This is a genomic window from Afipia sp. GW821-FHT04G03 (genome assembly GCF_059419985.1).
Genome location: NZ_JBWKSV010000001.1, coordinates 822,788 through 847,731, shown reverse-complemented (window position 1 = coordinate 847,731; position 24,944 = coordinate 822,788). Strand labels below are relative to the sequence as shown.

Annotated in this window: 26 protein-coding genes; 21 read left to right on the top strand and 5 right to left on the bottom strand. The window is 57.7% G+C overall.

The window, feature by feature from the left end:
* Positions 1 to 30: 30 nt before the first annotated feature.
* Complete coding sequence (locus AC07UB_RS04165; RefSeq protein WP_492788898.1) at positions 31 to 963, bottom strand: LysR family transcriptional regulator; 933 nt, start codon at positions 961 to 963, stop codon at positions 31 to 33.
* A 228-nt stretch (positions 964 to 1,191) separates the two neighbouring features.
* Here AC07UB_RS04165 and AC07UB_RS04160 point away from each other — a divergent pair, with 228 nt between their 5' ends.
* From AC07UB_RS04160 to AC07UB_RS04110, 11 genes are all read left to right on the top strand, one after another.
* Complete coding sequence (locus tag AC07UB_RS04160; RefSeq protein ID WP_492788899.1) at positions 1,192 to 2,187, top strand: ABC transporter substrate-binding protein; 996 nt, start codon at positions 1,192 to 1,194, stop codon at positions 2,185 to 2,187.
* Positions 2,188 to 2,205: 18 nt separating this feature from the next.
* Positions 2,206 to 3,063: an ABC transporter permease gene (locus tag AC07UB_RS04155; protein ID WP_492788900.1), complete on the top strand. Its 858-nt coding sequence runs from the start codon at positions 2,206 to 2,208 to the stop codon at positions 3,061 to 3,063.
* Positions 3,063 to 3,818: an ABC transporter ATP-binding protein gene (locus tag AC07UB_RS04150; protein WP_492788901.1), complete on the top strand. Its 756-nt coding sequence runs from the start codon at positions 3,063 to 3,065 to the stop codon at positions 3,816 to 3,818. The genes AC07UB_RS04155 and AC07UB_RS04150 overlap by 1 nt, the downstream gene beginning before the upstream one ends.
* A 33-nt stretch (positions 3,819 to 3,851) precedes the next feature.
* Entirely contained in the window at positions 3,852 to 4,646 is a 795-nt protein-coding gene (locus AC07UB_RS04145) for an enoyl-CoA hydratase/isomerase family protein (RefSeq protein ID WP_492788902.1), read from the top strand.
* Between the two features lie 2 nt (positions 4,647 to 4,648).
* Positions 4,649 to 5,818 carry a thiolase family protein gene (locus AC07UB_RS04140; protein ID WP_492788903.1) on the top strand — a complete coding sequence of 390 codons (1,170 nt, stop codon included), beginning with the start codon at positions 4,649 to 4,651 and terminating at the stop codon, positions 5,816 to 5,818.
* Between the two features lie 2 nt (positions 5,819 to 5,820).
* Positions 5,821 to 6,237: a Zn-ribbon domain-containing OB-fold protein gene (locus tag AC07UB_RS04135; protein ID WP_492788904.1), complete on the top strand. Its 417-nt coding sequence runs from the start codon at positions 5,821 to 5,823 to the stop codon at positions 6,235 to 6,237.
* A 7-nt stretch (positions 6,238 to 6,244) separates the two neighbouring features.
* Entirely contained in the window at positions 6,245 to 7,804 is a 1,560-nt protein-coding gene (locus AC07UB_RS04130; RefSeq protein WP_492788905.1) for a class I adenylate-forming enzyme family protein, read from the top strand.
* Between the two features lie 387 nt (positions 7,805 to 8,191).
* On the top strand, positions 8,192 to 8,557 hold the full coding sequence (locus AC07UB_RS04125; RefSeq protein ID WP_492788906.1) for a Rieske (2Fe-2S) protein: 366 nt from the start codon (positions 8,192 to 8,194) through the stop codon (positions 8,555 to 8,557).
* Positions 8,544 to 8,903 (top strand): hypothetical protein, encoded by a 360-nt coding sequence (locus AC07UB_RS04120; RefSeq protein WP_492788907.1) that lies wholly within the window; start codon positions 8,544 to 8,546, stop codon positions 8,901 to 8,903. Before AC07UB_RS04125 ends, AC07UB_RS04120 begins: the two co-directional genes overlap by 14 nt.
* Positions 8,900 to 10,141 (top strand): amidohydrolase family protein, encoded by a 1,242-nt coding sequence (locus AC07UB_RS04115; protein ID WP_492788908.1) that lies wholly within the window; start codon positions 8,900 to 8,902, stop codon positions 10,139 to 10,141. The genes AC07UB_RS04120 and AC07UB_RS04115 overlap by 4 nt, the downstream gene beginning before the upstream one ends.
* Positions 10,142 to 10,203: 62 nt before the next feature.
* The gene (locus tag AC07UB_RS04110; protein ID WP_494652087.1) at positions 10,204 to 11,175 is read left to right on the top strand and encodes a Bug family tripartite tricarboxylate transporter substrate binding protein; all 972 of its coding nucleotides are present in this window, start codon (positions 10,204 to 10,206) and stop codon (positions 11,173 to 11,175) included.
* A 99-nt stretch (positions 11,176 to 11,274) separates the two neighbouring features.
* Here the strand turns inward: AC07UB_RS04110 and AC07UB_RS04105 are convergent, their stop codons facing one another.
* The 4 genes from AC07UB_RS04105 to AC07UB_RS04090 all read right to left on the bottom strand — a co-directional run bounded on the left by AC07UB_RS04105 (position 11,275) and on the right by AC07UB_RS04090 (position 15,553).
* The gene (locus AC07UB_RS04105; RefSeq protein WP_492788910.1) at positions 11,275 to 12,174 is read right to left on the bottom strand and encodes a LysR family transcriptional regulator; all 900 of its coding nucleotides are present in this window, start codon (positions 12,172 to 12,174) and stop codon (positions 11,275 to 11,277) included.
* Positions 12,175 to 12,317: 143 nt separating this feature from the next.
* A complete protein-coding gene (locus AC07UB_RS04100) occupies positions 12,318 to 13,292 on the bottom strand; it encodes a Bug family tripartite tricarboxylate transporter substrate binding protein (RefSeq protein WP_492788911.1) in 975 nt (324 codons plus the stop codon).
* Between the two features lie 41 nt (positions 13,293 to 13,333).
* Positions 13,334 to 14,077: a sulfite exporter TauE/SafE family protein gene (locus AC07UB_RS04095; protein ID WP_492788912.1), complete on the bottom strand. Its 744-nt coding sequence runs from the start codon at positions 14,075 to 14,077 to the stop codon at positions 13,334 to 13,336.
* Between the two features lie 102 nt (positions 14,078 to 14,179).
* Complete coding sequence (locus tag AC07UB_RS04090; protein WP_492788913.1) at positions 14,180 to 15,553, bottom strand: aminotransferase-like domain-containing protein; 1,374 nt, start codon at positions 15,551 to 15,553, stop codon at positions 14,180 to 14,182.
* Between the two features lie 295 nt (positions 15,554 to 15,848).
* Here AC07UB_RS04090 and AC07UB_RS04085 point away from each other — a divergent pair, with 295 nt between their 5' ends.
* The 10 genes from AC07UB_RS04085 to AC07UB_RS04040 are packed head-to-tail and all read left to right on the top strand — an operon-like array spanning position 15,849 to position 24,924.
* Positions 15,849 to 16,175, top strand: coding sequence for an NIPSNAP family protein (locus AC07UB_RS04085; RefSeq protein ID WP_492788914.1), 327 nt, complete (start codon positions 15,849 to 15,851; stop codon positions 16,173 to 16,175).
* Positions 16,176 to 16,181: 6 nt separating this feature from the next.
* The gene (locus tag AC07UB_RS04080) at positions 16,182 to 17,069 is read left to right on the top strand and encodes an FAD binding domain-containing protein (RefSeq protein ID WP_494652088.1); all 888 of its coding nucleotides are present in this window, start codon (positions 16,182 to 16,184) and stop codon (positions 17,067 to 17,069) included.
* Entirely contained in the window at positions 17,066 to 17,647 is a 582-nt protein-coding gene (locus AC07UB_RS04075) for a (2Fe-2S)-binding protein (protein WP_494652090.1), read from the top strand. Before AC07UB_RS04080 ends, AC07UB_RS04075 begins: the two co-directional genes overlap by 4 nt.
* Positions 17,644 to 20,040: a xanthine dehydrogenase family protein molybdopterin-binding subunit gene (locus tag AC07UB_RS04070; protein WP_494652092.1), complete on the top strand. Its 2,397-nt coding sequence runs from the start codon at positions 17,644 to 17,646 to the stop codon at positions 20,038 to 20,040. The genes AC07UB_RS04075 and AC07UB_RS04070 overlap by 4 nt, the downstream gene beginning before the upstream one ends.
* 11 nt (positions 20,041 to 20,051) lie before the next feature.
* Positions 20,052 to 21,029 carry an amidohydrolase family protein gene (locus AC07UB_RS04065; protein WP_494652094.1) on the top strand — a complete coding sequence of 326 codons (978 nt, stop codon included), beginning with the start codon at positions 20,052 to 20,054 and terminating at the stop codon, positions 21,027 to 21,029.
* A 9-nt stretch (positions 21,030 to 21,038) separates the two neighbouring features.
* The gene (locus AC07UB_RS04060; protein WP_492788919.1) at positions 21,039 to 21,506 is read left to right on the top strand and encodes an SRPBCC family protein; all 468 of its coding nucleotides are present in this window, start codon (positions 21,039 to 21,041) and stop codon (positions 21,504 to 21,506) included.
* Between the two features lie 9 nt (positions 21,507 to 21,515).
* Positions 21,516 to 22,340 (top strand): 3-oxoadipate enol-lactonase, encoded by an 825-nt coding sequence (gene pcaD / locus AC07UB_RS04055; protein ID WP_494652096.1) that lies wholly within the window; start codon positions 21,516 to 21,518, stop codon positions 22,338 to 22,340.
* A 30-nt stretch (positions 22,341 to 22,370) separates the two neighbouring features.
* Entirely contained in the window at positions 22,371 to 23,348 is a 978-nt protein-coding gene (locus AC07UB_RS04050) for an ABC transporter substrate-binding protein (RefSeq protein WP_494652098.1), read from the top strand.
* Positions 23,345 to 24,157: an ABC transporter permease gene (locus tag AC07UB_RS04045; protein WP_492788922.1), complete on the top strand. Its 813-nt coding sequence runs from the start codon at positions 23,345 to 23,347 to the stop codon at positions 24,155 to 24,157. The genes AC07UB_RS04050 and AC07UB_RS04045 overlap by 4 nt, the downstream gene beginning before the upstream one ends.
* Positions 24,154 to 24,924, top strand: a complete 771-nt coding sequence (locus AC07UB_RS04040) for an ABC transporter ATP-binding protein (RefSeq protein WP_492788923.1) — start codon at positions 24,154 to 24,156, stop codon at positions 24,922 to 24,924. The genes AC07UB_RS04045 and AC07UB_RS04040 overlap by 4 nt, the downstream gene beginning before the upstream one ends.
* Positions 24,925 to 24,944: the final 20 nt, after the last annotated feature.

Genomic DNA, 24,944 nt, shown 5'->3' with positions numbered 1-24,944 from the left:
ACAGCGCTTCCGCATCATTTGCGTCCGAGTTTATCTATCGACTGCCATGCCGACGGGCCGCGGGTTCTCCTCGATCTTGAGTTTTCGCGCCATGAAATCGAGAAACGTCCTCAGCCGTCGCGATTCTTTCCGCTTGCCGGGGAAAGTTGCGGAAACTTCAAGCGTTGGACTTTCCCAGTCGGTCAGCACGCGGACCAGGCGCTTCGACCTGATGTCATTCTGACACATGATATTCGGCAGTATGCCGAGACCAACTCCGCCGATTACCAGTTCACGCGCGATGCCGATGTGGTTGACCGTGATACGCCCGGCCACGTTGATGATCTTGGCGCCGAGGCCGCTGCGGAAATTCCAGACGCCTTCCGCGCGCTGGTGCTCGGTCACGATGCAATCGAAGCGACCGAAATCCTCGATGTTCAGCGGTGCGCCCATTCGTTCCAGGAACTGCGGGCTCGCATAGACCCCTCGTGTAATGCTGGCCAGATGCCACGTCCGGCCTTGCGTTTCGGGCAGGGGACCGAGTTGTACAGCGACATCATAGGGCTCCACCGACACATCGACCCAGCGGCTGTTGGCGTCGATCACGAGGTGAATGTCGGGATAACTTACCGCGAAGGCGGCGATCGCGCTGCTGAGCCATCCGATGCCGAAGTCGACCGGCATGCTGACTCGAAGTGTTCCGCGCAACTCGGTTTGCGCGCGCGCGGTGCCGAGCCCGGCTTCGTCGATTTCGGACGCAATGCGTTCGCAATGCTCGAAGAGCGTCTGGCCGACGTCGGTGATCGTCAATTTGCGGCTGCCTTTCTTGAACAACACCGCGCCAGCCTGATCCTCGAGGAACTGGAGTTTCCGGCTGATCGTCGACTTCGGGATACCGAGTTTTTTGGCTGCGGCGCTGATGCTCCCCGCATTTGCGACTTCGAAGAACAGCAACAGCGCGTTGAGATCGAGTTTTCTGGTCATGGAACCGGACACCTGCATGAATCGGTCAGTCCAGCGGTAACAGGCTGTGGAATGACCTTATCGTCCCATATCTGGAACAAAGGCGGGTTCAAAATGCGCCACTGTCCCGGCTTTGGCAAGGTTAGAGTGATTTCCAACGAACATCAGGCGTTGGCGAAAGGTGCCCCGGGCACCTGACAACACCGAAAAAAGACACGCGAAAATCAAACGCGAACACGGGAGGGAAATATGAAAGGCATTTTCACACGGCGGGGATTCGTTGCCGGATCGGCGGCCGCATCGCTGATGCTGTCGCCGAGCGTTCGAAAGGCTGCGGCCGATACGGCAGTGCCGGTGCGCTGGGCGTCATTGCAGCCCGGCTTCACCGTACTTCCGGTTCAGTTCATTCTCGCCAACAAGCTTGGCCAGAAGAACGGTCTGACCATGCCGGACCCGATGCCGTACACGGCGGTTTCGACGTATTACAACGATTTCGTCGCAGGCAATTACGACGTTTGCATCGGAAGCTGGGACACCTTCGCCGCCCGATATCAAGCCGGCGTGCCGATCAAATATCTTTGCACCATCACCGACGCCAACATGATCGCGCTGCTCGCGCCCAAGACCGGCGTGAGCGATGTGTCGCAACTCAAGGGCAAGACGATTGCAGCGCTTCAGTCGACCGGCACCTATCGGATGGTGAAGGCGCTGATCAAGGAAGCCAACGGATTCGATATCGAAAAAGACGCCACGATTCAGAACGTCGATAACCCGGCTGCGTCGGTGACGCTCCTGATGGCGGATCGTGCCGACGCGGCGTTGTCCTGGGAGCCGAACATCACGACCGGCCTGATCAAGAAGCCGGATCTTCGCGTGATCTTCAAGGCGGGTGACGCCTATCACAAAATTGCAAAGGGCGCGGGCGACCTGCCTTATTTCGGCGTCGGAATTCGGCAGGAGCTGATCGACAAGCATCCCGGAATCGCTGCCAAGGTCGGAAACATGTTCAAGGAGTGCCTGCAAGGCATCAATGCCGACGTGGCGAAGACAGTTGATCTCTTCGGCAGCAGGACGGGGGTGCCCAACGACATCCTGAAGCAGGCCATGGAATCGAAACGCCTATCGTTCAACTACAAGCCGATGTCGGACGCCGCGTCGCGTAACACCGTTGTGAAGGCGAGCGAATTTCTTGCTCGCAACGGGCTGCTTACAAAACCTGTCGACGATAATTTTTTCGCAGTCTGAACCGGCGTGATCGAAAAGATGTCAGCAGTTGCTAAAGCAGAGAAAGCGTCGGACGCGGTTCGTCCCGCCGAACGGAAGATCGTGAAGCCTCTTTCGATGTCGATGGGGCCGCGCAAGAATCCCGAAAGCAGGCGCGATCTCTTTGCGACATGTGTCGTTGTGGTCCTCATCCTCATTGCGATGGAGATCACAAGCCGATACGTGCCGGATTATATCATGCCGTCGCCGATCACCGTCTGGAATGCGGCGCGGGAACTTTTCTTCACGGATCCCTATCACGTCGCCATCACGCTGGTGCGCCTTGCCATCGCTGTGTCGGTCGCCATGACTGTTGGCGTGTTGCTCGGTCTTGCGATGGGAATGCTGCCGCGGCTGAGGCCCTATCTTAAAGCGATCGTCGTGATCGACACTGGGATCCCGGCGCTGTCGTGGATGCTGATTGCCGTGTTCTGGTTCAAAAATCCAGAAACCCGCATCTTCTTTATTCTGCTCGTGATTCTTCTCCCGTTCTATGCCCTCAATGTCTACGAAGGTGTGCGGGCGCTGTCCAAAGACTACGTCGATATGATCGAGAGCTTCCGGCCTTCACGCTGGCAGGTCCTTCGGTATCTGATCCTGCCGCACATCGTACCCTACATCTTTCTGACCACGAAGTCGGTCATCGGCTATGCGATCCGCATGGTGATCTTCGCGGAGCTCGTTGCCTCCGCTGTCGGCGTAGGCGCGCGAATGAATCTTGCTCAATCGACGTTCCGGATCGATCAGGTTCTCGCGTGGACTTTCTTCCTTGTGATTCTCAATTTGCTTCTTCAATCCGCGGTTAGCGGGATCGAGAAGATTGTGTTGCGCTGGCGTGCGGAGGCGACGGTCCGATAATGAGCAATCTCATTGAAGTGCGCGGCGTCACCAAGACCTTCGGCTCATATCTCGCAGTCGATAATCTGTCGCTGAACGTCCAGCGCGGAGAAATCGTTGTTCTGTTGGGAAAGACCGGTGCTGGGAAAAGCACCGTCTTGAATTTGATCATGGGCACAACCGCACCGAACGATGGAACTGTGCGGGTGGCGGGTGTTGATCCATACGATTCCTTCAAGGAGTTGAAAGGCCGACTCTCGGTGAGCTTTCAGACTGATCGTCTGTTGCCTTGGCGAACCGCAGTCGAGAATGCAGAGCTTGGGCTTCTCATTCTTGGAAAATCAAAAGCCGAAGCACGCAAGCGTGCGAAAGATTGGCTGGGGCGGGTCCGTCTCGAAGATGCCGATGACAAATATGTTCACGAGCTTTCGGGCGGAATGCGGCAGCGCGTTTCGCTGGCCCGCGCGTTGGCGATAGATCCAGAGATCGTGTTTCTCGATGAGTCATTTAGTCAGCTCGACCATGTGACATCGAGGGCGCTGCGCCGGGATTTCTATCAGATAGCTCGCGAGTTCAACAAAACGTGCGTTTTGATTACGCATCGAATCGATGACGCGCTGGAAATGGCCGACCGTGCCATCGTTCTCAGTCAGCCTGCCAAAATCGCGCTTGAAGTCCGGATCGACGACGCGGCACGTGCCGATCCAAAAAAGATAGCCGAACTTCACGCACAAATCGCTTCCGCCATGGGTGGTGAAGACGAATCCGAACATTAGGACAATAAACGAGAAGCCTGGAGATCCGATCTGATGAACTATCAAGACGTTATTCTTAAGCGCGAGAATGGATGGGTCGAAATCACGATTAACCGTCCGGAAAAACTGAATTCTCTGCGCGAACAGACCGCGGAAGAAATTCTCGGAATTCTGGGCGAGGTCGAGCACGAACGCGATGTTCGCGCCGTCATCCTGCTCGGAAGCGACAAGGCTTTCTGCACCGGCATCGACACCAGCGAATTTCAGATCCAGGAAAACGGCTATTTCGACTTCTACCGATTCCGGAAGCGTAATCGAAAAGTGAACCGGTTGTTCCGCGAGATCGGTGCCTTCACAAAGCCGCTGATTTCGGCGATCGAAGGATTCGCATTGGGCGGCGGTCTCGAACTCGCACTGGTTGGCGACATTATTGTCGCGGGCGCGAACGCGAAATTCGGTTTGCCTGAAATCAAGCTTGGCATGATGCCCGGCGGTGGTGGCACTCAGACATTGCCGCGACTGATCGGCAAGCCGCTCGCCAAGGAGTTGATGTGGACCGGCCGTCGCATCACGGCTGCGGAAGCTGAGCGCTATCGCATCGTCAATCATGTCACCGAACAGGGCAAGGCCATCGATAAGGCGCGCGAGATTGCGAAAAGCATCAGCGAAAATGCGCCGATCTCGGTGATGATGACAAAATCCGTCATCGACCGCGGTGTCGACATGTCGCTCCCCGACGGCTTCGAGGCCGAGGGCGATGCATCCTTCCTGCTTTACTTCACCAAGGACCGCGATGAAGGCCTCAAGGCTTTCCGTGAAAAGCGGTCGCCAGCGTTCCGCGGAGAATAAACATGACAAAAAAACGCGACATCGTAATCGCCGGCTATTCGGAAACGGCCATCGATTTCAAATCGGGACGGAGTGCCTACGATCTTGGAGGTGAGGCGTTGGCGAAGTTGCTGGCGGCGACCGGGATCGAGAAGGATATGATCGACGGCCTGGCCGTAACATGTCCTCTCAGCGAAGCGCCAAATCCGTTTTTCGCCGTTTACATGACGGAAGCGCTTGGCTTGTCGCCGACGTGGCTGAACTACGGCGGCACCGGTGGCTGCTCCGCGACGGGCGGTGTGGCGCGCGCGGCGTCGGCCATTCGCGATGGCCACTGCGAAGTTGTGGTCGTGCTATCGGCCGATGCGCCAAGCACGTCATGGCGTGCGAACTACGGAGCTTATCGCCCGGAGTTCCAGGATCCGCCAGGCGTGCAGGGGCCGCCAGCGACCTTCGGCCTTCTGATGAGCCGCTATCAGCATCAATATGGCATCAAATCCGAAGCTTTGGGCAAGATCGCTATCACCCAGCGTGCACACGCTGCTCATAACGAAAACGCTTACGCGAAATTCAAGACACCGATCACGATGGACGACTACAACAAGTCGCGCGTCATCGCCGATCCGTTGAAGCTGCTTGATTGCGTCATGTTCTGCGATGGCGCGAATGCCTTTCTGGTGATGAGCGAAGCCAAGGCAAAGAGCCTCGGCATCAAGAAAATGGTGTATCCGACGGCTTACGCGGAAATCACGAACGTCAACGGCAACCAATCCTGTCCGGATATCACCGAAACCGGGTTCTCGAAAATTGCGCCCAAGGTCTACAAGCAGTCGGGCCTCTCGGCGAAGGACATCCGGATGTTCCAGCCGTATGACGATTTCACCATCGCCGTGATGATGAAGTTCGAAGACTTCGGCTTCTGCAAGCGGGGGCAGGGTAGCGACTACACACTCGACACCGATTTGTCTTTCAAGGGCACGTTGCCGTTGAACACCGGCGGCGGCCAGATTTCTGCGGGCCAACCCGGTCTGGCGAGCGGCGGATTGAACCTTGCTGAAGCTGTGCGCCAGATGTTTGGCGAAGGCGGCGGCCGTCAGGTCAGTAATCCGAAGAACGCGCTGATCACCGGTATCGGCGTTATCCCTTACGCGCGGAACTGGGGAACCAGCGCCGCTATGATCCTGGAGGCCTGACCATGGCAGAAGAAAAAACGGGACGTGCGGTCCCCAAGCCGTCTACCTACGTCGATACCCAGGCTTTCTGGGACGGCGCCAAGCAGGGCAAGCTAGTCCTGCAATACTGCAAGGACACCGGAAAGTTTCAGCACTATCCGCGGCCCGTCAGCATCTACACCGGCAGTCGCAATCTCGAATGGCGTGAAGTCTCAGGCAAGGGCACGATCTACGCCTACACGGTCATCCGGGTTCCGGGACCGGGGCTCGATGGTAGACTTCCGCTGCCGCTTGCGACCGTTGAACTCGACGAAGGCGTGCGCATTCTTGGCAATATTCTCGGAGCTGATCCTGACAAGGTCGCTATCGGGCAGCGCGTGGAAGTTGCGTGGGATAAGCTCGGAGACGACATCAATTATCCCGCGTTCAAATTGGGCTAGGTGAACTATGAGGCTGGAAACCGTCCTGCGCGCGCAGGCCGTCCGCTATCCTGACAAGATCGCGCTCGTTTGCGAAAACGAGCGGATCGCCTATCGCGATCTCGACGGAAGAATCCGTCGGGTCGCGAGCGGGTTGAAAGAGCAGGGCCTCGGTGCGGGTGACCGCATCGTGGTGTTTCTCAATAACGGGGTGGAAATCATCGAGTTGTTCTATGCGGCGTTCTCGCTCGGCGCGATCGTCGTTCCCGTTACGACGCGCCTCACGTCGCACGAACTGCAACATATTTGCTCCGACAGCCAGCCGTTCGCTATCGCGTTTGAGAGCCCGGGCAATTCCATCCATGAGGTTCTCGATTCCAATCCAAAAGCGATCCGGATCGCGATCGGGAAGGGCAGCGTTGCGGGCGCAATTTCTTATGACAGTCTGCGAGCGTCGAAGGTGGCACCATTGCCGTCGCTGTCGATCGAGTCTGACGACGCGGTCATCATGTACACGTCCGGTACGACGGGTAAGCCGAAAGGCGCGATCATCACCCACTCCAATATCATTACCCAGCATTGTTTCATCAATGCGGTGGAGTGGGGTATCTCGCGGGATGATCACTATCTGGTCACTACGCCATTGGCGCACCGCACCGGCTTTGCGCGGCTTGCGAACTCGATGACCCTTGGCGGCACACTCGTCGTCATGAAGAAGTTCGATCCGCGACAGACCGTGGAGACCATCGCGCGTGAGAAGATCACGGTGCTGGGCATGGTGCCCACCGTTTGCCGTATGATGCTTCCCGAGATCAAGGCTGATCCCGCGAAGTGCGCCTCGCTTCGGCGTATTGTCGTCACCGGTGAGGCGTTTCCGGTTGAGTTGAAGCGGCAGTTCCTTGCGCTCCTCCCCAATGTCCGGCTGGTGTCGTTCTTCGCCATGACCGAAGTGGGTGGGGTGACCTCGTTGTCGCACGAGGAGCAGTTCGATCATGCCGCATCCATTGGCCGGCCGACGCCGGGCGTCGAGGTGCGTATCGTGGACGATGCTGGCGATGCAGTGAAAACTGGCGAAGCGGGCGAGCTTCTCGTCCGTGTCGGCGAGCCTGGCCGCTATTCCGTGATGCGGGGGTACTACAATCGGCCGGACGAAACCGCCAAAGCGATCGAAGACGGCTGGATCAAGACAGGCGATGTCGCGAAAGCCGATGAGGACGGCTATCTTTATATCGTCGACCGCAAGAAAGACATGGTGCTGAGCGGCGGCTTTAATATCTACACAAAGGAAGTCGAGCAGGCACTCCTGCAAAATCCCGATATAGCGGACGCCGCTGTCGTCGGTGTCCCCGACGAAATTTTTGGGGAAGCTGTCGCGGCCTTTATCGAACGGGCGCAAGGAAGTGCTCCCACGCCGGCCTCGGTCGCCCAGCATGTTCGCGGACTGGTCGCGGGATACAAAAAGCCAAAGTACATATTCATCGTGGATGAACTGCCGCGAAACTCACTTGGCAAGGTGCTCAAGCGAGAATTGCGCGATCAGGCAACCGAGCTCGTCAAGAGCCCCGAGTCTGTGGAAAGAAGCGCTTGACTTTGTTCGAGTGAGTTTCTTCGCAGCAATATCGTAGCTCGTGCGAGGCAGAGTTGTGAGGTCGGACTTCAGACCGAAGCACAAGGCAGCGATATTTGATCGAAATGGGGGAGTGTGGCTTTTGATATCCACATTCCATCAGCGGCGCGTTCGCCCGGCGTGGCGATTAAGCCCGGCTTTCCAATTGAACGCAATTCTGTCGATTTAACCGCGCCGTATTGAGCGGATTTCCGCGATATGCGTGATGTATCGCTCCTTCAGAAACGCGCTATTGCCCGCTGAAAATCTAGAATGAATATAAACTCGCTAATGCGCGCGAGCGGTTCGCCCATGCGCAATCTGCGTGGCGTCGGATCGCCGTGAGAGTCGGTCGAAGGAAGGCAATTAATGCACGAATACAGCGCGGGGAAGGTTGCAGACTACAACAACGGTGACCGCAAGGTGATTGTTTGCGGTGACATGGAAGTTGGTGTCTTCAAGATCGATGGCGAGTTTTACGCCTGGCACAATCGTTGTGCACATCGTGCGGGCCCTGTCTGCCAGGGCCGCATCATGAAGCGGGTGCTCGAACCTGTCGCGGAAGACCATACGGTGCGCGCCATGGAATACGACGAGACGGAAAGCAACATCGTCTGCCCGTGGCACGGCTACGAATACAGCATCAAGACCGGTAGCCATCAGGGAAACCCGCGAGTCCGCCTGCGCAAGGCAGATATGACAATCAGGGATGGAGAAATCTATGTCCGAGTCTAATGCCGATCGGCGTAACGACCAGTACGGATGGATCGATTCGCTGGCTCCTGACCTGTTGCGCGCGTCGCGGGAATTGGTCGAAAGCGGCGAAGCTCATCGTGTGTCCGACGAATCCGTTGCGCAAATACTCACGGCGGCCATTCGCCTTTATGTTGCGAAGTCCGATGGCGAGGAAAGAACATTTCCGCCGATCGCGGGTGAGCGCGACAGCGAAATGACGCCGACGGAGTTGCTGTCAGCCGTCTCGGAAATGCTTCGCGCTCTGCATCTCGGCCCAGTGGAGCTTGCGCTTTGGTATCGCCGACGGCCGGACGAAGACACATACTACCCGGGTGCTAAATCATGAATGTTCGAGAGAAGGTCGGGCCGCAGTACGCAGCCACACAGCAGATTGATGTCTATACCGATACGCGCGATGTGCTTGCCCACGCGAAACGGAATGCGGTCAAGCGCGGACTGCAGGACTGGTTTGTCGTTGATATCGACGCACACCACGTCGAGTCGGTTTCGTGGAAAGAGGTCGTCACCTACATTGAGGATCCGGTTATTCGCGATAACGCGATGCGTTATCAGGCGGAGCGGATCGGTGCGCCGCCGTTTGGTTTGAACGGTGATCTCGGCCTGCGTTACCAGTCTGTGGGCGGGCGCATTCCGCATCAGGACGATCAACGCGAAACCGTGGAGGAAACCGACGTCCACCGCGACGTTACCCTGACGCGACGCGCGATGGATTCGCTCGGCGTGGACAATATGGTCGTTTTCCCAACGCCTATGCTGTTTCTCGGAATGCATCCGCAAACCGAAATGGAAGTGTGGCTCGGCCGCGCTTACAATCGATGGATGGGCGAGAGAATTTTATCCGCAGAGGACCGGATAAAAACGCTGATCTATCTGCCGTTCAATACGCCGAAAGAGGCGGAACGCGCCGTCGAGGAGTTTGGCGATAATAAAGGCGTGATCGGATTTTGCGTTACCAGCACGCGATACAAGCCGGTTCACAGCAACGAATATATGCGTCTGTACTCCATGATCGAGGAGACCGGGAAGCCTCTGGCCTTCCATGCCGGCTATCACTGGCAGGATCCCTCGCTGGCCACGGTCAATCGCTTTCTTGGCATGCACGCGTTGGGTTTTGCCTGGTGCAACATGGTGCATATGACCAACTGGATCTTGAACGGCATTCCCGAACGATTCCCAAAACTCAAGACGATGTGGGTCGAGAGCGGGTTGGCGTGGGTTCCCTTCCTGATGCAGCGGCTCGATGATCAGTATCTCATGCGGCCGTCCGAGGCGCCGCAGCTCAAGCGTATGCCGAGCGAATATATGAATACGAACTGCTTCTACACGACGCAGCCGATGGAAACGACGCATCCGAAGGCCCTTGAGAACACGTTCGAGATGATCAAGGCGGAAACCCAGTTGATGTTCTCATCGGACTGGCCGCACTTCGATTTCGATCTTCCTCAGGAAATCTGCGATCTGCCGTTCCTCAACGAGCAGGCGAAAAGAAACATTCTTGGGTTGAATGCGGCCCGACTTTTCAATCTGGATCCGACGCCAGTCAAGAAGCTCATCACGGCGTGATCCTGCGTGACGAACATCGAACATAATCAACAAAAAGTACAAACAACATCCGGGGGATGACAATGCGAAGGGCTCTTGTTGCGGTTTTAGCTGTATTTCTTTTAGGCGCAGGCGAAGCGAGAAGTACGCAGGGGCCGGAGATTCCGGGAAATGCGATCCGTATTATCGTGCCGTTCTCTGCGGGCGGCCCGACCGACGTGCTTGCGCGCGTGGTCGGCAAGATACTAGGTGAGAAGCTTGGGGTGACGACGTATATCGAGAACAAGCCGGGTGCTTCCGGTATCATCGGTACGGAACCCGTGGTGCGATCTCCCGCTGACGGCACGGTCCTTCTTCTCACGGCGACGCATCACGTGATTACACCGAGCCTTTACAAGAGCATTCCTTACGATACGAAAAAGGATATCTCTCCGATTGCACTCGTCGCGGCGGTTCCCAACGCGATTTTGGTGACCAACAATTTCCCGGCCAAGAACGTCAAGGAACTGATCGAGATTCTCAAAAAGAATCCGGGCAAGTATTCGTTTGGCTCGGCCGGCACGGGGAGCGCCAATCACTTGTCGGGAGAACTGTTCAAGCAGATGGCGGGTGTCGATATTGTTCATGTTCCTTATAAGGGGAACGGGCCTGCAATGAACGATCTCATCGGTGGACATATTCCGATGTTGTTCGATTCGCTCCCGACTGTGGTGAGCGCATCCAAGGGCGGGCTGGTGCGTGTTCTTGCCTTGACCGGTCTGAAGCGTTCGCCGTTGCTTCCGGATGTTCCGACGCTCGATGAATCGGGCTTGAAGGGCTTCAATGTGCAGGCCTGGTTCGGCATCTACATGCCTCAAGCCAACGGGTCACCCATTTACAAGAAGCTGGTCGCCGCAATGAAGGAAGTTAACGAGTCCGAGGAAGCCAAGCGAAGATTTGCCGAGATGGGTGTTGAACCCGGCGACCTCTACGGCGAGGAGTTTCGCACTTTCGTAGACAGTGAGATCGCGCGTTGGGGCGAGGTCGTCAAGAAGGCGAATATTCCGCCGGAATGACGCCCGGGGAATGCCGATCCCGCGCATCGGCGGACATCTGACTGCGGTTGATCGGGATCGGAGGAATACGCATTCCTTCGGTCCCGGCCAGCCCGAATTTTATAACGCGATCATTTTCGCATGCAGTCGGGTCGCGGCTACGAAAGCGTCCAAGGCAGGGGACGAATGCCGGTAGGCGATCGCCAATTCAAATTCGACCGGGGTTCCGGGTCCGGTGAGTTCCCGAAACACGACACCCTTGCGGCCGCTCGTTGCGAGCGCTCTCGATACCAAAGCAACACCCATTCCGCCGGCGACCAGGTTCGCGATCGTGTCCATCTGCGGTGCCTCCTGTCCGATCTTCGGTGTGAACCCGGCCTTTGAACAAGCCGCGTGGATGATCCGATGCAGGCCCGGGCCCTGGCGAGCAGCGAATAAAATCCAGGATTCCTGGGACATATCCGCAAGGGTTATCTGGCTCGCCATCGCTAATGGGTGCCTCTCGGGCAGAGCGGCGACGAGACGGTTGCGGGCGATGACCTCGACCGTCAGATTTTTGGCATCCTCAAGGGGAGGGATGACAAAGCCAAGATCGCTTTCATCGTTTGCCAGGGACGCGAGTTGCTGCGTTGTCATGGCTTCGCGCAATTCAAGCTTGACTGCGGGATAACGTTCTCGAAATCGCAGCAAGATTGACGGCAGTAACTCGCGAGCCGCGCTGGCAACGAACGTCACGCGTAACATTCCAGTGAGGCCTGCGCCGGCGCGTTGTGCCGCCAGCAGGGCGCGCTCCGCTTGATCGACAGTCTTGCGCGCTTCATCGAGGAAGACACGGCCAGCTTCGGTCAGGCGTTCGATGCGGTTGGTTCGTTCGATAAGAACTGCGCCAATTTCGTCCTCGATGCGTTTGATTGTTGCGGTTAATGGCGGCTGCGCCATATTGAGCCGTTCCGCGGCGCGCCGGAAACTCAATTCCTCTGCCACCGCGATGAATTGCTTGAACTGGCGAAGTTCGATCATTTCGATACCCTTCCTCGTCAGACTGGATCGATGTGCCGAGCAGTCAGGCGGAAACATCCTGCTTCAAGGGTCGTGCGGTCGCGAAGCCGCTTGGCCGAATGGCTGAATTTTTTGAGCTTCGCGACCGGTATCCGATAAGACCGTCAGTCGACCGTAATACCGCTGGACTTGATCGGGGCAGCCCACTTCGCAATTTCGCTCGTGACGAACTTGCCGAGATAGGCCGGTGTTGTCCGATCGTTCGAAACAAATCGAAGGCCGGCGCTTTCGAGCTTCTCCCGCACTGCCGGTGTCTTCATTGCATCGACCGTTGCCTTGTTCAGTTTTTCGACAATGGTGGCTGGTGTTCCCTTGGGAAGGAAAAATGCGTTCCACGTATACGCCTCGACATCGTATCCTTGTTCGATAGCGGTCGGTACGTTCGGAAGCACAGGCGAGCGCTCCTTGGTCAGGATGGCGATTGCCTGTACCGTGCCGCCGTCAACCTGAGCCTTCGCGGTCGTGACGATATCGCAGAGGTAATCGATTCGGCCGCTCATCAGATCCTGCATCGCAGGATTGGCCCCGCGATAAGGTACGTGCACGACGTTGAGACCCGTCACCGAATTCATCAGCACGCAGCCGAGATGGATCGCCGATCCTGTGCCGGCTGATCCAAACTGCATCTTGCTTTCGTTGGCTTTGGTGTAGGCGACGAATTCCTTCATGCCTTTCGCCGGGAAGTCCTTGCGAGCCACCAGCACGAGAGGCGCCTCGACGATAAGGGCAACCGGTTCAAAGTCCGTCACGGAATTGTACGCGGGCTTTTTGAACAGGCTCTGGTTTTGAGCCTGCGTTCCGACGGTGCCAAGCAGAAAGGTATAGCCGTCGGGCGGCGCTTTCGCGACGCGGTCCGCGCCATTCATTCCGCCCGCGCCTCCAACATTTTCCAGAACCACAGGCTGGCCAAGGAGTTCACCCATCCGCTGCGCAAACAACCGCGCAAGGACGTCATTAGGTCCGCCCGCCGCAAAGGGGTTGATCATGGTGATCGGCCGTGTCGGCCATTCCTGGGCCTGGGCGGCATTGCCAAGCGCCAAAAGGCCTGCTGTTGCGACGATTGCTAACCTGCGTAACATCTGGTTCTTCCCCATGAGTTTCTGGTTTTTGAGACGATGCATCAACGAATTGCCTGAATGCATGAGGCCAACCCGATCAGGAACATTGCGAGCAGGAACCAGCGTTTGAAGGTCGCGGCCGATATCCGGCTGACATAGTAGCGGCCGATGGCCATTCCCGCTGTCGCCGGCAGCAGCGCAAGCGCCGACATCAGCGCTGTATCGCTGCGGAAAATACTCGCGCTTGTGAGAACGGTCCCCAGCGCAAGGGCCGAGATGAAGAATGAGAGCCCCAATGCCTGCAGCAATTCTTCTTTCTCGAGATTGATTGCCTGCAGATAAGGAACGAGGGGAATAGCCATCAGGCCGGTTGCCGCGACGATGACGCCGGTGATCAGGCCGATGATGGGAGACAGAAACGGCTCGTAGCGTTCAGAAATCCGCGGCGTCGCGGAGGTCGTGCCGTAAACGGCGTACACCATCAACATGATGCCAAGCAAAAATCCCGGCAGCTTGGATGTTTGCGTCGTCAGGATGTCCCCGCATAGCCAGGCGCCGATGCAAATGCAGACTTCAACCGTCCAAAGCCGCCTGACGATAGCAAGAAAATTTCGTCCCGACATCATTTGCCAGATGTTGGTCACGAAGGCGGGCACGAGAACCAGCGCAGCGGCCTGCGCCGGCGGCATCGCAAGCGCCATGATGCCGATGGCAACGGGCGGTAATCCCATCCCGACGACACCCTTCACGAGGCCGGCGAGTAGAAATGTTGCCGCGACGAGCGCGACAAGCGCAAACGGCTCCATTGTTTTTATGTTCCCTGCCTGATCGGCGATTGTTGGCTTCGCCGTTTTCGTTGCTTTTTGTTGTGTGGGCTTGGTTCGCCGCCGCCGTGATGGCTTGCTCAGTTAGACAAAGGATATTGTTTCCGTCATTTCGAGGATGCGTTTGATCTCGACCATTGCTTTCTCGAGGTCGGCTTCCGTGGAGGGATGCCCAAGACAAATTCGAATCCCAAGCGTTCCACGCTCGACTTGCTGCAAGGCGCCGGGTGGCGCGAGCGTAATTCCGGCGTGGGCCGCTTGGGTGACGAGCGCATTCAATGTGCGGCCCGCGGGTAACGGAAGCCAACGATGAAATCCGGGAGAAGACGAGATCGGCGGCAACCAGGCGCTGAGAATCCTGTTTGCGATTTCATTCCTGACGGCAGCCTTCTCGCGCTTACGCTTCACCTGACGGATCAGGCCGCCATCGCGAATGAGTCTTGTAACGACTTCGGCCATGACGGGCGTGGCCATCCATCCCGTGGCCCGTATAGCGTTGTTGCAACGGTCGCGAAACGAAGCGGGCGCGATCATCGCCGCGATGCGTAGTCCCGGAGCGAGGCATTTCGCAAAGCTCACGACATAAAAGCTGCGTTCCGGGATCCGCACGGAGATCGGGCGAGGTGCTGTTTCGAAAAGGAATGCGTAGGCGTCGTCCTCAAGCAAATATGCGTTATGCTTGCGAACGATTTCGGCGATGGCGTCGCGGCGCGCTTCCGACATCGTGGCGCCTGTTGGTGTCTGCAAGGTCGGCATGCAGAACAGGACCTTGGCGCCGGTTTCGCTGAACGCGCGGTCGAGTTCTTCGGGAATGAGGCCGTCAGCATCGGCCGTCACGCCGTGCAGCCGATAGCCGTTCTGCGCCGACAATGCGATCATCCCTGAATAGGTAAATCGTTCTGTGAGAACGACGTCTCCGGGCGAACTCACCAGATTGAGCGCAACGGAGATGGCGTGTTGACCTCCGTGCGTGATGAACAGCTCATCGGGATCGGCCGTAACTCCCAACGATGCAAGCCAGATCACCATCGCCTCGCGGTGACGCTTGACGCCTTGATGTGGCAGGTAGCCGAGCAGGTTGGTCATTTCGCCTTGCGCGGCAATTTCGGCAAGAGCCGAGGCGATGACTTCGTCTTCACCAGTGTAGGGAGGAACGTTCAGCGCGAGATTGATCGTTGCGTCGCCAGAACCATAGCCGCTGCGTTGTGCGGGTTTCCGGCGCTGCACGAAGGTGCCGCGTCCAACCTCGCCGGTGATGAGGCCGCGCTGTTCTGCTTCGGAGTATGCTTTCGAGATCGTGCCGATGCTGAGCCCAAGCCGCTGGGCCATCTCACGCTGGGGTAGCAGCCGCATGCCCGGCTTGATCTGGCCGCTCGCGATGTCCCCCTCAAGAGAATCGACAAACGCGAGATAGCGCGGTCCGCCATTGGGGGGGAGGGTTGGTACCCAATCGTTCATTTGCTTCCCGTGAATGATCTACGACGGTCAAATCGTCGCAGCATTGTCGAATAGTACAATTCGGAAAACCTTTCAATGTGACCTGCCAACAGACGCTACAATGCGAAATTTCATCGTTTGGAGCCACTAAAATCGTATGTTTATATATCAATCCAGAATTGTACCAGTCTCAAATCAGCATAAATTGGCGAATTGCTTCATTTTTAATTTGACAATGACCACCGCGAATTCTTACCTCGCGTCGAAAGCTGCTGGCTAACGGCGGCACGAACCGCCTGGCTGTTGGGAGAGCGTCTTGGTTTATGAAATTCGGGTTTATGAGGCCGTGGAAGGCCGCGCTGAAGCGATGCGCAAACGTTTCCAGGATGAGGTCGCGGCGAAATTCTTTCCTCGTCATGGCATCGAACTCGTCGGAGCATTCGTTGCGCCAGAAGAAGACGAGCGCCTCACTTACATAACGCGGTTTTCAAGCGAAGATGCGCGGAAGGCGGCATGGGCCGCATTCGGAGCCGACAGCGAGTGGGCTGCGGTCAAGAAGGCGAGCGAGATCGATGGGCCGCTTCTCAAGAAGCAGACCATATCGGTGCTGTCGCCCGCTTTTGCCGGTCCCTTGCTCGGCTGAGGAATTATGAAACCTGCGTCATTCGATTACGTCAGACCAAGCTCACTTGCCGAGACGTGCGAGTTGCTCGCCGCGGATGAAGATGCGCGTGTCATAGCGGGCGGGCAGACACTTGTGCCCATGCTTGCCATGCGCCTCGCCCGGCCGGCGAGGCTGGTCGATATTCTGCGGCTGAAAGAGCTTTCAGGCATCCGTGAGGACAATGGGTCGATTGTGATCGGGGCGACGACGCGGCAGGCGCTGGCGCTAAACGATCCGTTGATCCGGAAATCGGTGCCATTGCTTGCCTTGGCTCTCCCATGGGTCGGGCATCCTCCCACCCGCAATCGCGGCACGGTCGGCGGTTCGATTGCCAATGCCGATCCGTCCGCAGAAATTCCGCTGGTTGCCGTGACGCTCGGCGCTGAAATCGAAGCGGCGTCCCCTGATGGAACGATGTCCACACCGGCGGACGATTTCTTTATCGGTCCGATGCTGACCACGATCGGCATGGGTGAATGCCTCAGCGCGGTCCGCTTCCCCGTCTGGACGCATAAGCGCATTGGTGTCGGTTTTCACGAAATCAGCGCGCGCCGGTCCGATTTTGCGTTCGTTTCTGCGGCGGCACAGATCGCGCTCGACGAGGAGGGGCGCTGCATTGACGTGGCGCTCGGAATTGGCGGCGTCGGCGACCGGCCTGTTAAACTTGATACATCGTCGCTGCTCGGAACGCGTCTGGAAGCAAAGCCGCTGGCTGACGCGATAGCCGCTGCCGTTTCCGATCTCGAGGCGACCAGCGATCTGCATGCAACAGCGAGCTATCGCAGCCGCGTTGCTGCCACTCTTTGTGCGCGGGCGCTGGAAGATGCGCATGATCGCGCGAAGGGCCAGGAAGTCCGAGGAGGAGCCCGATGAAGATTGAACTCAACGTCAACGGGTTGCGTTGCACCGGCGATGTCGAGCCGCGAAAGACGCTGCTGGATGCGTTGCGAGATGATTTCTTGCTGACCGGCGCGCACGCGGGCTGTGAGCATGGCGTTTGCGGCGCCTGCACCGTGCTGCTCGATGGCGAGCCGGTGCGCTCCTGCCTGATGTTCGCGGTTCAGGCCGACGGCTATGCGATCACGACAATCGAGGGTGTCGCAACCTCTCCTGGAGAACTGAGCGTCATACAGGATGCGTTTTGCGAAACCCACGGCATGCAATGCGGTTATTGCACGCCCGGCATGATCCTGACAGCGCACGCGCTTCTTGAGCGGACGCATGACGTCAACCGCGAAGACATCGTCGAGGCGATTTCCGGGAACATCTGCCGCTGCACGGGTTACGGGCAGATCATAGAGGCAGTCGAGTTCGCGGCCGATCGCCTGAGAAAATCGAATGTGCTTCGGGCCAACAAGGCCGCGCTAGATGGAAATGCGCCCGGCCACGATGCGCCGGAAGAGGGCGTTCTCGAAGTTGCGGCTGATGCGCCGGGAAAGGGCCCGAAATGAGCGCGGATCCGTCAGCCTTCCGTTTCGTATCGACCAATCGTCGCGTTCGCGAGGATCGCCGCTTCGTCGTAGGCCGTGGCCACTACGTCGGTGATATTGCCCTGGAGGGTATGCTTCACGTCGCGATCCTGCCTTCGCAGTATCCCTCGGCTCGCATTCTCTCGATCGACAGTTCTGCCGCAATGGCAATGCCGGGCGTCCAATACGTTCTGACAGGTGAGGAACTGGCAGCGGCAGTCGATCCGCTAATGAACGGCCTCGATACGCCAAACGTGAAACGCTATCCATTGGCCGTTGGCCAGACCCGATATGCGGGCGAGTGGGTCGCTGCCGTGGTGGCGGAAACCCGCGCGCAAGCCGAGGACGCGACCGAGAAGCTTCGCGTGAGCTATGAGCCGCTTCCTTTTGTGATCGACGCCGAGGAGGCGATCAAACCGGATAGTCCTCCGGTTCATCCCGAACATGGCTCGAACGTTTTGCTCGACAAGACGTTTGTCTGGGGCGAGGTTGAAAAGGATTTCGCCGAAAGCCCGCGCCATCTGTCTTTCCGCGTCGTGTGGGGCAGAAATTCGACTGTGCCGATCGAGACGTTCGGGGTGGCGGTATCCTGGGATCCGTGGCGCGAAATTCTGGACGTCTGGGCCTCGATTCAGATGCCGAAGTATCCGGATCAGATTGCGCGCGCGCTGCGAATTCCGGCGAATAACGTTCGAGTCCATCAGGACGTCGATGTAGGCGGCAGTTACGGCGTCAAGCGAGGCATCAAGCATACCGTTCTCGTTTCGCATCTTTCGCGACGGCTTGGCCGTCCCGTTCGGCTGATCGAGGATCGGCTTGAGAACATGCGCGGCGGCGACCAGCACGGCCCAGAGCGCATCTTCGATGTCGATATTGCGTTCAACGATCAGGGCATCGTCAAGTCGATGAAGATGCGGGCGCTGGACAATGCCGGCGGCTACGCCGGCCGGGCGCCTTTCCAGCTCGGCAAGCCGATCGGCGCTATCGTCGGGCCCTACAAAATCAACAGTGTGCAGTATCGCGCGCAATCGGTGACCTCCAACAAGGCCGTACAGGAAGCTGTGCGCGGCTTCGGTCAGTCGCCGACGAACTACGCAATTGAAACGGCAATCGACAAGGTTGCCGCCGCAATCGGGATCGATCCTGTCGAAGTTCGTCGCCGCAATTTTATTTGCAAGGACGAGTTTCCGTATCTGATCCCAAGCGGCACGCGGTATGATAGCGGCGACTATCACACGGTAGTGGAGAAGGTTCTCGCACACGTCGATTACACGGCGCTTCAGAAAGAGCGTGATCGGCTGCGGGCGTCCGGAATGCTCGCGGGGATCGGTATTGCCGCGTGTCTTGAGCCGAGCGGTGGAAACTCCTCCTTCGAGCCACTGCTGAATGAGAAGAACACCACGACGACGTGGATGGATTCTTGCCGCATCAATATCGATGGTGTTGGCTTCGTCACGGTCACGATTCACACGACGTCTGCCGGGCAGGGCCATGAAACGCTCGTAGCCACAGTCGTCGGCGAGGTTCTGGAAATCGACCCCGACAGCATCCGCGTTGTGCGTCCGGATTCGCTGGCGTCACTGCCTTCCAACACGCCGGTCGGCAGCCGCATGGCCATCATGCTCGGTGGTGCGGCATTCCACGCGGCGCAGAAGCTAAAGGCGAAGTTCGTCAAGATCGCCGCGCATCAGTTTGGATGCAAGGAAGACGAAGTAGAATACGCAAAGGGCAGTGTGGTTGCCACCAAAGGCTCCAGTCAGCTGAACTGGGCTGATCTCGTCAACATTGCTCACCGCAACTTTCATCTGCTTCCGGAAGGTATGGAGCCCGGACTTGAAACCACGCATGTGATGCAGGTTCCGACCGGGGACAAGCTTCCGGAAAACGGACGGGTGCAAATGTATCCGTGTCACTCGTTCGAGTTTCACGTTGTCCTGGTTGCGATCGATCCTGTTCTCGGAAAACCGGATATTCGCCGCTACGTCATCGGTCACGATTGCGGCACCGTCATAAACCCGCACATCGTGAAGGGAATGACGCTGGGCGGCATTGCTCACGGTATCGGAGCGGCGTTGCTCGAGGAGTTTGTCTACGACGGCGAGGGACAAATGCTGACCCAAAGCTTCATGGACTACCTGCTCCCGTCATCACACGAGATTCCGAAGGTCGAAATCGTGCATCACTGCACGCCGTCTCCGTATACCGTGTTCGGACAAAAGGGTTCCGGCGAAAGCGGCTACCTTGGCGCACCGGCCGCAATATCGAACGCCATCAACGATGCCGTGCGTAGCCTCGACATCTCGTTCTCCAAGCTCCCGATTCGCATTTCCGCCATCAGTGATGCGGTTGCGGCGGCCAAACAAAACAAAAAGTAAGGACCGGCTGTATGATTATCGACTGCCACGCTCATCTTGTTCCTCCAAGCCTGCTGGATGCGATCCGCTCACAGGCCGCGAACTTTCCATCGGTTCGCCTAATCGAGGAGGGCGGAAGCCTCGGGTTTTCGTTTGCAGGCGGTAAGCCAACGCGGCCGGTGTCGAAGCCGCTTAGCGATCTGCCAGCACGGTTGCAGTGGATGGATGCGCAGAAGGTTGAGCGACAGGTTGTCGGCGGCTGGCTCGATATGTTCGCCTATGAGACGCCCGCGGAAGAAGGTGCGCGCTGGTCGCGGCTGATCAATTCGCATCTCGCGCAGGCCGCCAAAAACGAGCCCCGGTTTGTTCCGTTGGCGACGGTCCCGCTTCAGAATGGTGCGCTTGCGGCAGAAGTGCTGCGCGAGGCCCATGCTTCGGGATTCAAGGGCGCCATGATCGGCACCCAGCCGAAGGGAAAAGGTGGCGTGCTCGACGATCCGACGTTGGTTCCGTTCTGGGAAGCTGCGAACGAACTAGGTTCAATTGTTTTCATCCATCCGGTTTTCGAGAGCGGCGATGACCGTGTTCACGACTACGGCATGGCCAACGCCGTCGGCCGGATCACCGATACGCTGATAGCCATGTCGCGGCTGATCTATTCAGGCGCCGTCACGCGTTATCCCAAGGCGAAGATCGTCGCTGGTATCGGCGGCGCGGCGTTGCCTTACGTGATCGGCCGGTTGCGGCGCAATTACTCCCTCGACAAGGACAAGCTCGGCGACCCCGATGCAGCACTTGCGGCGCTCTATTACGACACCATCGTTCAGGATACGCGCACGCTGCGTTTCCTTGCTGACGTTGTTGGCGCCGACCGGATCATGATGGGCTCCGACATGCCATTTCCGATCGGCGATCTGGCGCCGCTCAAGATCGTAGCTGATACGCAGTTTTCGGATTCAGAGCGGGCATCCATCAATGGCGGCCTTGCTCAACGTCTTTTCGGAATTTGAGGACATACCATGAAGCTCGATATCGGCGGCACCGAAACAATCCAGGCCTCTGTTGAAGCGCTCTGGGTCGCACTCAACGATCCCGTCGTGCTGACGCGCTGTGTTCCAGGCTGCAAGAGCATGACCGAAATTTCGCCCGACACTTACAAGGTCGACATGCAGTTGCGCGTCGCCGCTGTGGGCGGTTCGTTCGAGGGCGAGATTGCGCTTTCGGACAAGGAGCCACCCAAGACCTGCAGCATCAAGGTCTCCGGTGCAGGAACGCTTGGGCATGGCAGTGGCACGGCACGCTTCGAGATTACCCCGGAGAGCCCGACCGTATCCAAATTGACCTATCAGGGTGTCGGCGAGATCGGCGGCCTTGTCGCTGGCGTAGGCCAGCGCATTTTGGGAAGCGTATCGAAACATCTGGTTGGGAAATTCTTCACCGCGCTTCGTAAGGAGTTCGATGTGCCGGCCCAGGGCGCGGCTGAGTAGGAAGCGGATATGAACGTTGCCATTCGCAATATGCACAGCGTGGAGGTTGAATCCGGTGTCCGGCTCGCTGTGAGTGTATCGGGTGCTTTGGATAAACCCGTCATCGTCTTCAGTAACTCGCTCGCAGCCTCTTATGGAATGTGGGACGAGGTTGCCGATCGGTTGGCGGCACATGCTTGCCTGGTGCGTTACGACACCCGCGGACATGGGCGTTCCGATGCGCCTGAGAATGGCTACTCGATTGAAGCGTTAAGCAAAGATGTGCTTGCGATCCTGGACGCGCTGAAGATTCAGAAGGCCGTTGTTTGCGGCGTTTCACTCGGCGGTCTGACCGCGATGTGGCTCGGCATTCATGCGTCTGACCGCGTGAGCGGGTTGATACTTGCGAATACGGCTGCGAATTTCCCGCCCGAAACGATGTGGCGCGATCGCGCCGCGACCGCGCGGTCGAGTGGCGTTGCCGCATTCGTGGAGCCCTCTCTGGAGCGCTGGGTGACGGCCAAGTATCGCGAGGCATATGCACTGCGCGTTGCCGATCTTGCCGCGATGATCGGGAATACGTCGCCGGCTGGATATGCCGGCTGCTGCGAGGTTCTTGCGTCCGCGAATGTATTACCCGATCTCCCCCGGATTTCGTGTCCGGTGAGGGCTATCGCGGGACAACACGATCCATCGACACCACCGTCGCGCGCTGAAGAAATCGTCGCGGCTATTTCACAAGCTGATCTCGTAACTCTCGATGCCGCTCACATATCGTGTGTCGAAGCTCCGGATGCCTTTGCTGAAGCTGTCCGCGACTTTCTGACACTTATCAAAGCAACGGATAAGACCTAAAAGTCATCAGATCGATCTGGAGAAATGAATATGATCACCCGCAATGTTCTCACGAGCCTAGCCTGCGTTTCGATGTTAGCCGTCGCGACGCCTGTCCGCGCGCAAGCTCCCGCAGAACTTTCCATTGTTGTCTTCGGTGCACCTTCGCTGGGGGCATTTCTGCCTCCAGTTATTAAGGCGCAGAAGCTGGATGAAAAGCATGGCCTGCGCATCAAATTTGAAGAACGCACGCCGGATGCCTACACCGCGCAGTTCAATTCCGGCGAGTTTCAATTGGGCGGCAGCGCCGCTCTGCTGACTGTGGGCCTCGCTGACACGCGCGGCGTCAAGGTGACGTACCTTTTCAACCTCTTTGACTTCTGGGGCGCGGTCGTGACGTCGCGACCGGAAGTGAAGACATTGAAAGATCTGGAAGGGAAGGATCTTGCCGCGGCGAAGGGAACGACGAACTACGTCATGTTTGACTGGTTCGCCCGTCAGGCTGGCGCCGACACGTCCAAGTTTTCGGTGGTCAATACTGCAACGCCCGGTCTCATAGGCTACGCGCTTGCTGATCGCGCAGCGGCGATCCAGCTCTGGGAGCCGGCGTATACGACTCTGCTATCAAAAAGAACGACCATCAAGACGATCGATATTGGCATTGCCGACAGCTGGAAGAAATTCACCGGCAGCCGCAATATTCCCTATCTCGGTGTTGCTGCGCATGTGGCCTGGGCTGAAAAGAATCCGGAACTCGTGAAGAAGCTGTTCACCGCCTACAAGGAAGCCGCCGAATGGGTTGCAACTCATCCGGATGAAGCCGCGAAGCTAATTGCCGCTAAAGGAACGCCTGAGGATCAGAAAGCGATCAGCGAATTGATCAAGGCGAACGATCGGCTTGGAATGAATGTTAAATGGGCTTCCGATGTCGAGAAAGAGATCAACTCGGTTTATTCCGCCGGAAAATCGATTGCGTTCCTGAACGCCGATCCGACTCCAGCGACGATTTACAAGAGGCAGGGTAAGTGAGCGACCAGACCTTGGAAATAAGTTCGCCGTTGTCAGCCCGCTTGCATTCTGCGGCGAAGCGCCTTGGTGCGTCGATCCTCCCGTTTGCGGTGGTGATTGCGCTATGGCAGTTTGCGTCATTGTTCTTTCCGGGCTTCCTGTTCCCGTCGCTGGTCACGGTGTTCTGGCGCTGTCTGGAAATTCTTTCCAGCGGTACGCTATTTGCTGACGTCCTTGCCACGGTTCTGCGAATTCTGGCTGGACTGGCGGGAGCATTCGTCATCGGCGGCGTTCTCGCGCTACTGATGGCGCGGTCGTCGGCCGTTGACAAGTTCCTGTCGCCAATTCTGTCTCTCTTCCAGGGCATTCCAGCGCTTTCATGGGTCGTGTTCGCCATCATCTGGTTTCATGGTGTGGAGTTCCGGATTTTCTTCATTATGGTCATGACCACACTTCCGGCATTTGCGTTTCAGATTCTTGGCGCACTGCGCGCGATGTCGAAGGATCTGATGGAGATGGTGTTTAGCTTTCGTCCCACGCGGTTGAAACTGTTCCGCGTTATGGTTGCTCCGGCTATTCTTCCCGAAATCCTCACTGCATGGAAAGTGAATCTCGGTAACGCGTCTCGCGTTGTGGTCGTTGCAGAGCTCGTCGGCGCGACCGGCGGCGTAGGCTATCAATTGCTCCAGCAGCAGCAACTGTTCGACATGGCCGGTGCGTTGGCCTGGACGTTGCAACTCGTTTTCTTTGTCCTGATCGTTCAGGCGTCGTTGACGCTGATCGAGAATGTAGCTTTCCGCTACCGCGCTGCTTCGGAGCGAGCACTATGATTGCGACTCAAAACGCGACCGCCGCCACGATCCATCTGAACGATGTTTCGAAGGTCTTTGGCATCGAGGGGACGAAAGGGGGCTATCGCGCCGTCGACCGGATCAACCTCGATGTCAAGCCCGGCGAAATGCTGGCGATCCTCGGCAAGACTGGCTGCGGTAAATCGACCATCTTCAACATGATCGCGGGTCTGACTGAGCCGACCAGCGGTGACGTGCGCGTGAGCGGGCGGAATCCGTTTTCCGATTTCGACTCGTTTCGCGGGAAGATCGCCATCGTTTTTCAGAACGATCGGCTTTTGCCCTGGCGAACGGCAATTCAGAATGTCGAGCTCGGTCTGGAGATGCTCGACACACCTGCGGCGGAGCGCCGGGAGGCCGCCCAGCATTGGCTCACGAAACTGGGGCTGAACGGTCACGAGAACGATTATCCGCATGCTCTTTCCGGCGGCATGCGTCAGCGTGTGTCGATTGCGCGCGCGTTCGCGACCAATGCGAGCATTCTTCTCTGCGACGAGCCGTTTTCCGCTCTCGACGAAATGACTGCCCAGCGGTTGCGGGGAGAGTTCGTGAAGCTCGTCAGGGAAAACGGCAAGACTGCGGTATTCATTACGCACAATATTGGAGAAGCGCTGGAAATCGGCAGCCGCATTATCGTTCTTAAGCGGCCGGCAACGATAGCTTATGACGTAAGCTTTACTGCAGCGACCGGCGCCGAAGACCGCCAACGCATTCGTGAGCGTATCTCGGAAGTTCTGTCGATCTAGACCGGGGCGGCGCTTCACTC

What these genes read in the sequence shown, in the direction of transcription:
- AC07UB_RS04145 (WP_492788902.1), top strand. Translation starts at nt 3,852, where the DNA reads ATGAACTATCAAGACGTTATTCTTAAGCGCGAGAATGGATGGGTCGAA.
- AC07UB_RS04135 (WP_492788904.1), top strand. Translation starts at nt 5,821, where the DNA reads ATGGCAGAAGAAAAAACGGGACGTGCGGTCCCCAAGCCGTCTACCTAC.
- AC07UB_RS04155 (WP_492788900.1), top strand. Translation starts at nt 2,206, where the DNA reads ATGTCAGCAGTTGCTAAAGCAGAGAAAGCGTCGGACGCGGTTCGTCCC.
- AC07UB_RS04040 (WP_492788923.1), top strand. Translation starts at nt 24,154, where the DNA reads ATGATTGCGACTCAAAACGCGACCGCCGCCACGATCCATCTGAACGAT.
- AC07UB_RS04125 (WP_492788906.1), top strand. Translation starts at nt 8,192, where the DNA reads ATGCACGAATACAGCGCGGGGAAGGTTGCAGACTACAACAACGGTGAC.
- AC07UB_RS04165 (WP_492788898.1), bottom strand. Translation starts at nt 963, where the DNA reads ATGACCAGAAAACTCGATCTCAACGCGCTGTTGCTGTTCTTCGAAGTC.
- AC07UB_RS04105 (WP_492788910.1), bottom strand. Translation starts at nt 12,174, where the DNA reads ATGATCGAACTTCGCCAGTTCAAGCAATTCATCGCGGTGGCAGAGGAA.
- AC07UB_RS04130 (WP_492788905.1), top strand. Translation starts at nt 6,245, where the DNA reads ATGAGGCTGGAAACCGTCCTGCGCGCGCAGGCCGTCCGCTATCCTGAC.
- AC07UB_RS04150 (WP_492788901.1), top strand. Translation starts at nt 3,063, where the DNA reads ATGAGCAATCTCATTGAAGTGCGCGGCGTCACCAAGACCTTCGGCTCA.
- AC07UB_RS04050 (WP_494652098.1), top strand. Translation starts at nt 22,371, where the DNA reads ATGATCACCCGCAATGTTCTCACGAGCCTAGCCTGCGTTTCGATGTTA.
- AC07UB_RS04110 (WP_494652087.1), top strand. Translation starts at nt 10,204, where the DNA reads ATGCGAAGGGCTCTTGTTGCGGTTTTAGCTGTATTTCTTTTAGGCGCA.
- AC07UB_RS04065 (WP_494652094.1), top strand. Translation starts at nt 20,052, where the DNA reads ATGATTATCGACTGCCACGCTCATCTTGTTCCTCCAAGCCTGCTGGAT.
- AC07UB_RS04090 (WP_492788913.1), bottom strand. Translation starts at nt 15,553, where the DNA reads ATGAACGATTGGGTACCAACCCTCCCCCCCAATGGCGGACCGCGCTAT.
- AC07UB_RS04120 (WP_492788907.1), top strand. Translation starts at nt 8,544, where the DNA reads ATGTCCGAGTCTAATGCCGATCGGCGTAACGACCAGTACGGATGGATC.
- AC07UB_RS04070 (WP_494652092.1), top strand. Translation starts at nt 17,644, where the DNA reads ATGAGCGCGGATCCGTCAGCCTTCCGTTTCGTATCGACCAATCGTCGC.
- AC07UB_RS04060 (WP_492788919.1), top strand. Translation starts at nt 21,039, where the DNA reads ATGAAGCTCGATATCGGCGGCACCGAAACAATCCAGGCCTCTGTTGAA.
- AC07UB_RS04080 (WP_494652088.1), top strand. Translation starts at nt 16,182, where the DNA reads ATGAAACCTGCGTCATTCGATTACGTCAGACCAAGCTCACTTGCCGAG.
- pcaD (WP_494652096.1), top strand. Translation starts at nt 21,516, where the DNA reads ATGAACGTTGCCATTCGCAATATGCACAGCGTGGAGGTTGAATCCGGT.
- AC07UB_RS04075 (WP_494652090.1), top strand. Translation starts at nt 17,066, where the DNA reads ATGAAGATTGAACTCAACGTCAACGGGTTGCGTTGCACCGGCGATGTC.
- AC07UB_RS04140 (WP_492788903.1), top strand. Translation starts at nt 4,649, where the DNA reads ATGACAAAAAAACGCGACATCGTAATCGCCGGCTATTCGGAAACGGCC.
- AC07UB_RS04095 (WP_492788912.1), bottom strand. Translation starts at nt 14,077, where the DNA reads ATGGAGCCGTTTGCGCTTGTCGCGCTCGTCGCGGCAACATTTCTACTC.
- AC07UB_RS04115 (WP_492788908.1), top strand. Translation starts at nt 8,900, where the DNA reads ATGAATGTTCGAGAGAAGGTCGGGCCGCAGTACGCAGCCACACAGCAG.
- AC07UB_RS04160 (WP_492788899.1), top strand. Translation starts at nt 1,192, where the DNA reads ATGAAAGGCATTTTCACACGGCGGGGATTCGTTGCCGGATCGGCGGCC.
- AC07UB_RS04100 (WP_492788911.1), bottom strand. Translation starts at nt 13,292, where the DNA reads ATGTTACGCAGGTTAGCAATCGTCGCAACAGCAGGCCTTTTGGCGCTT.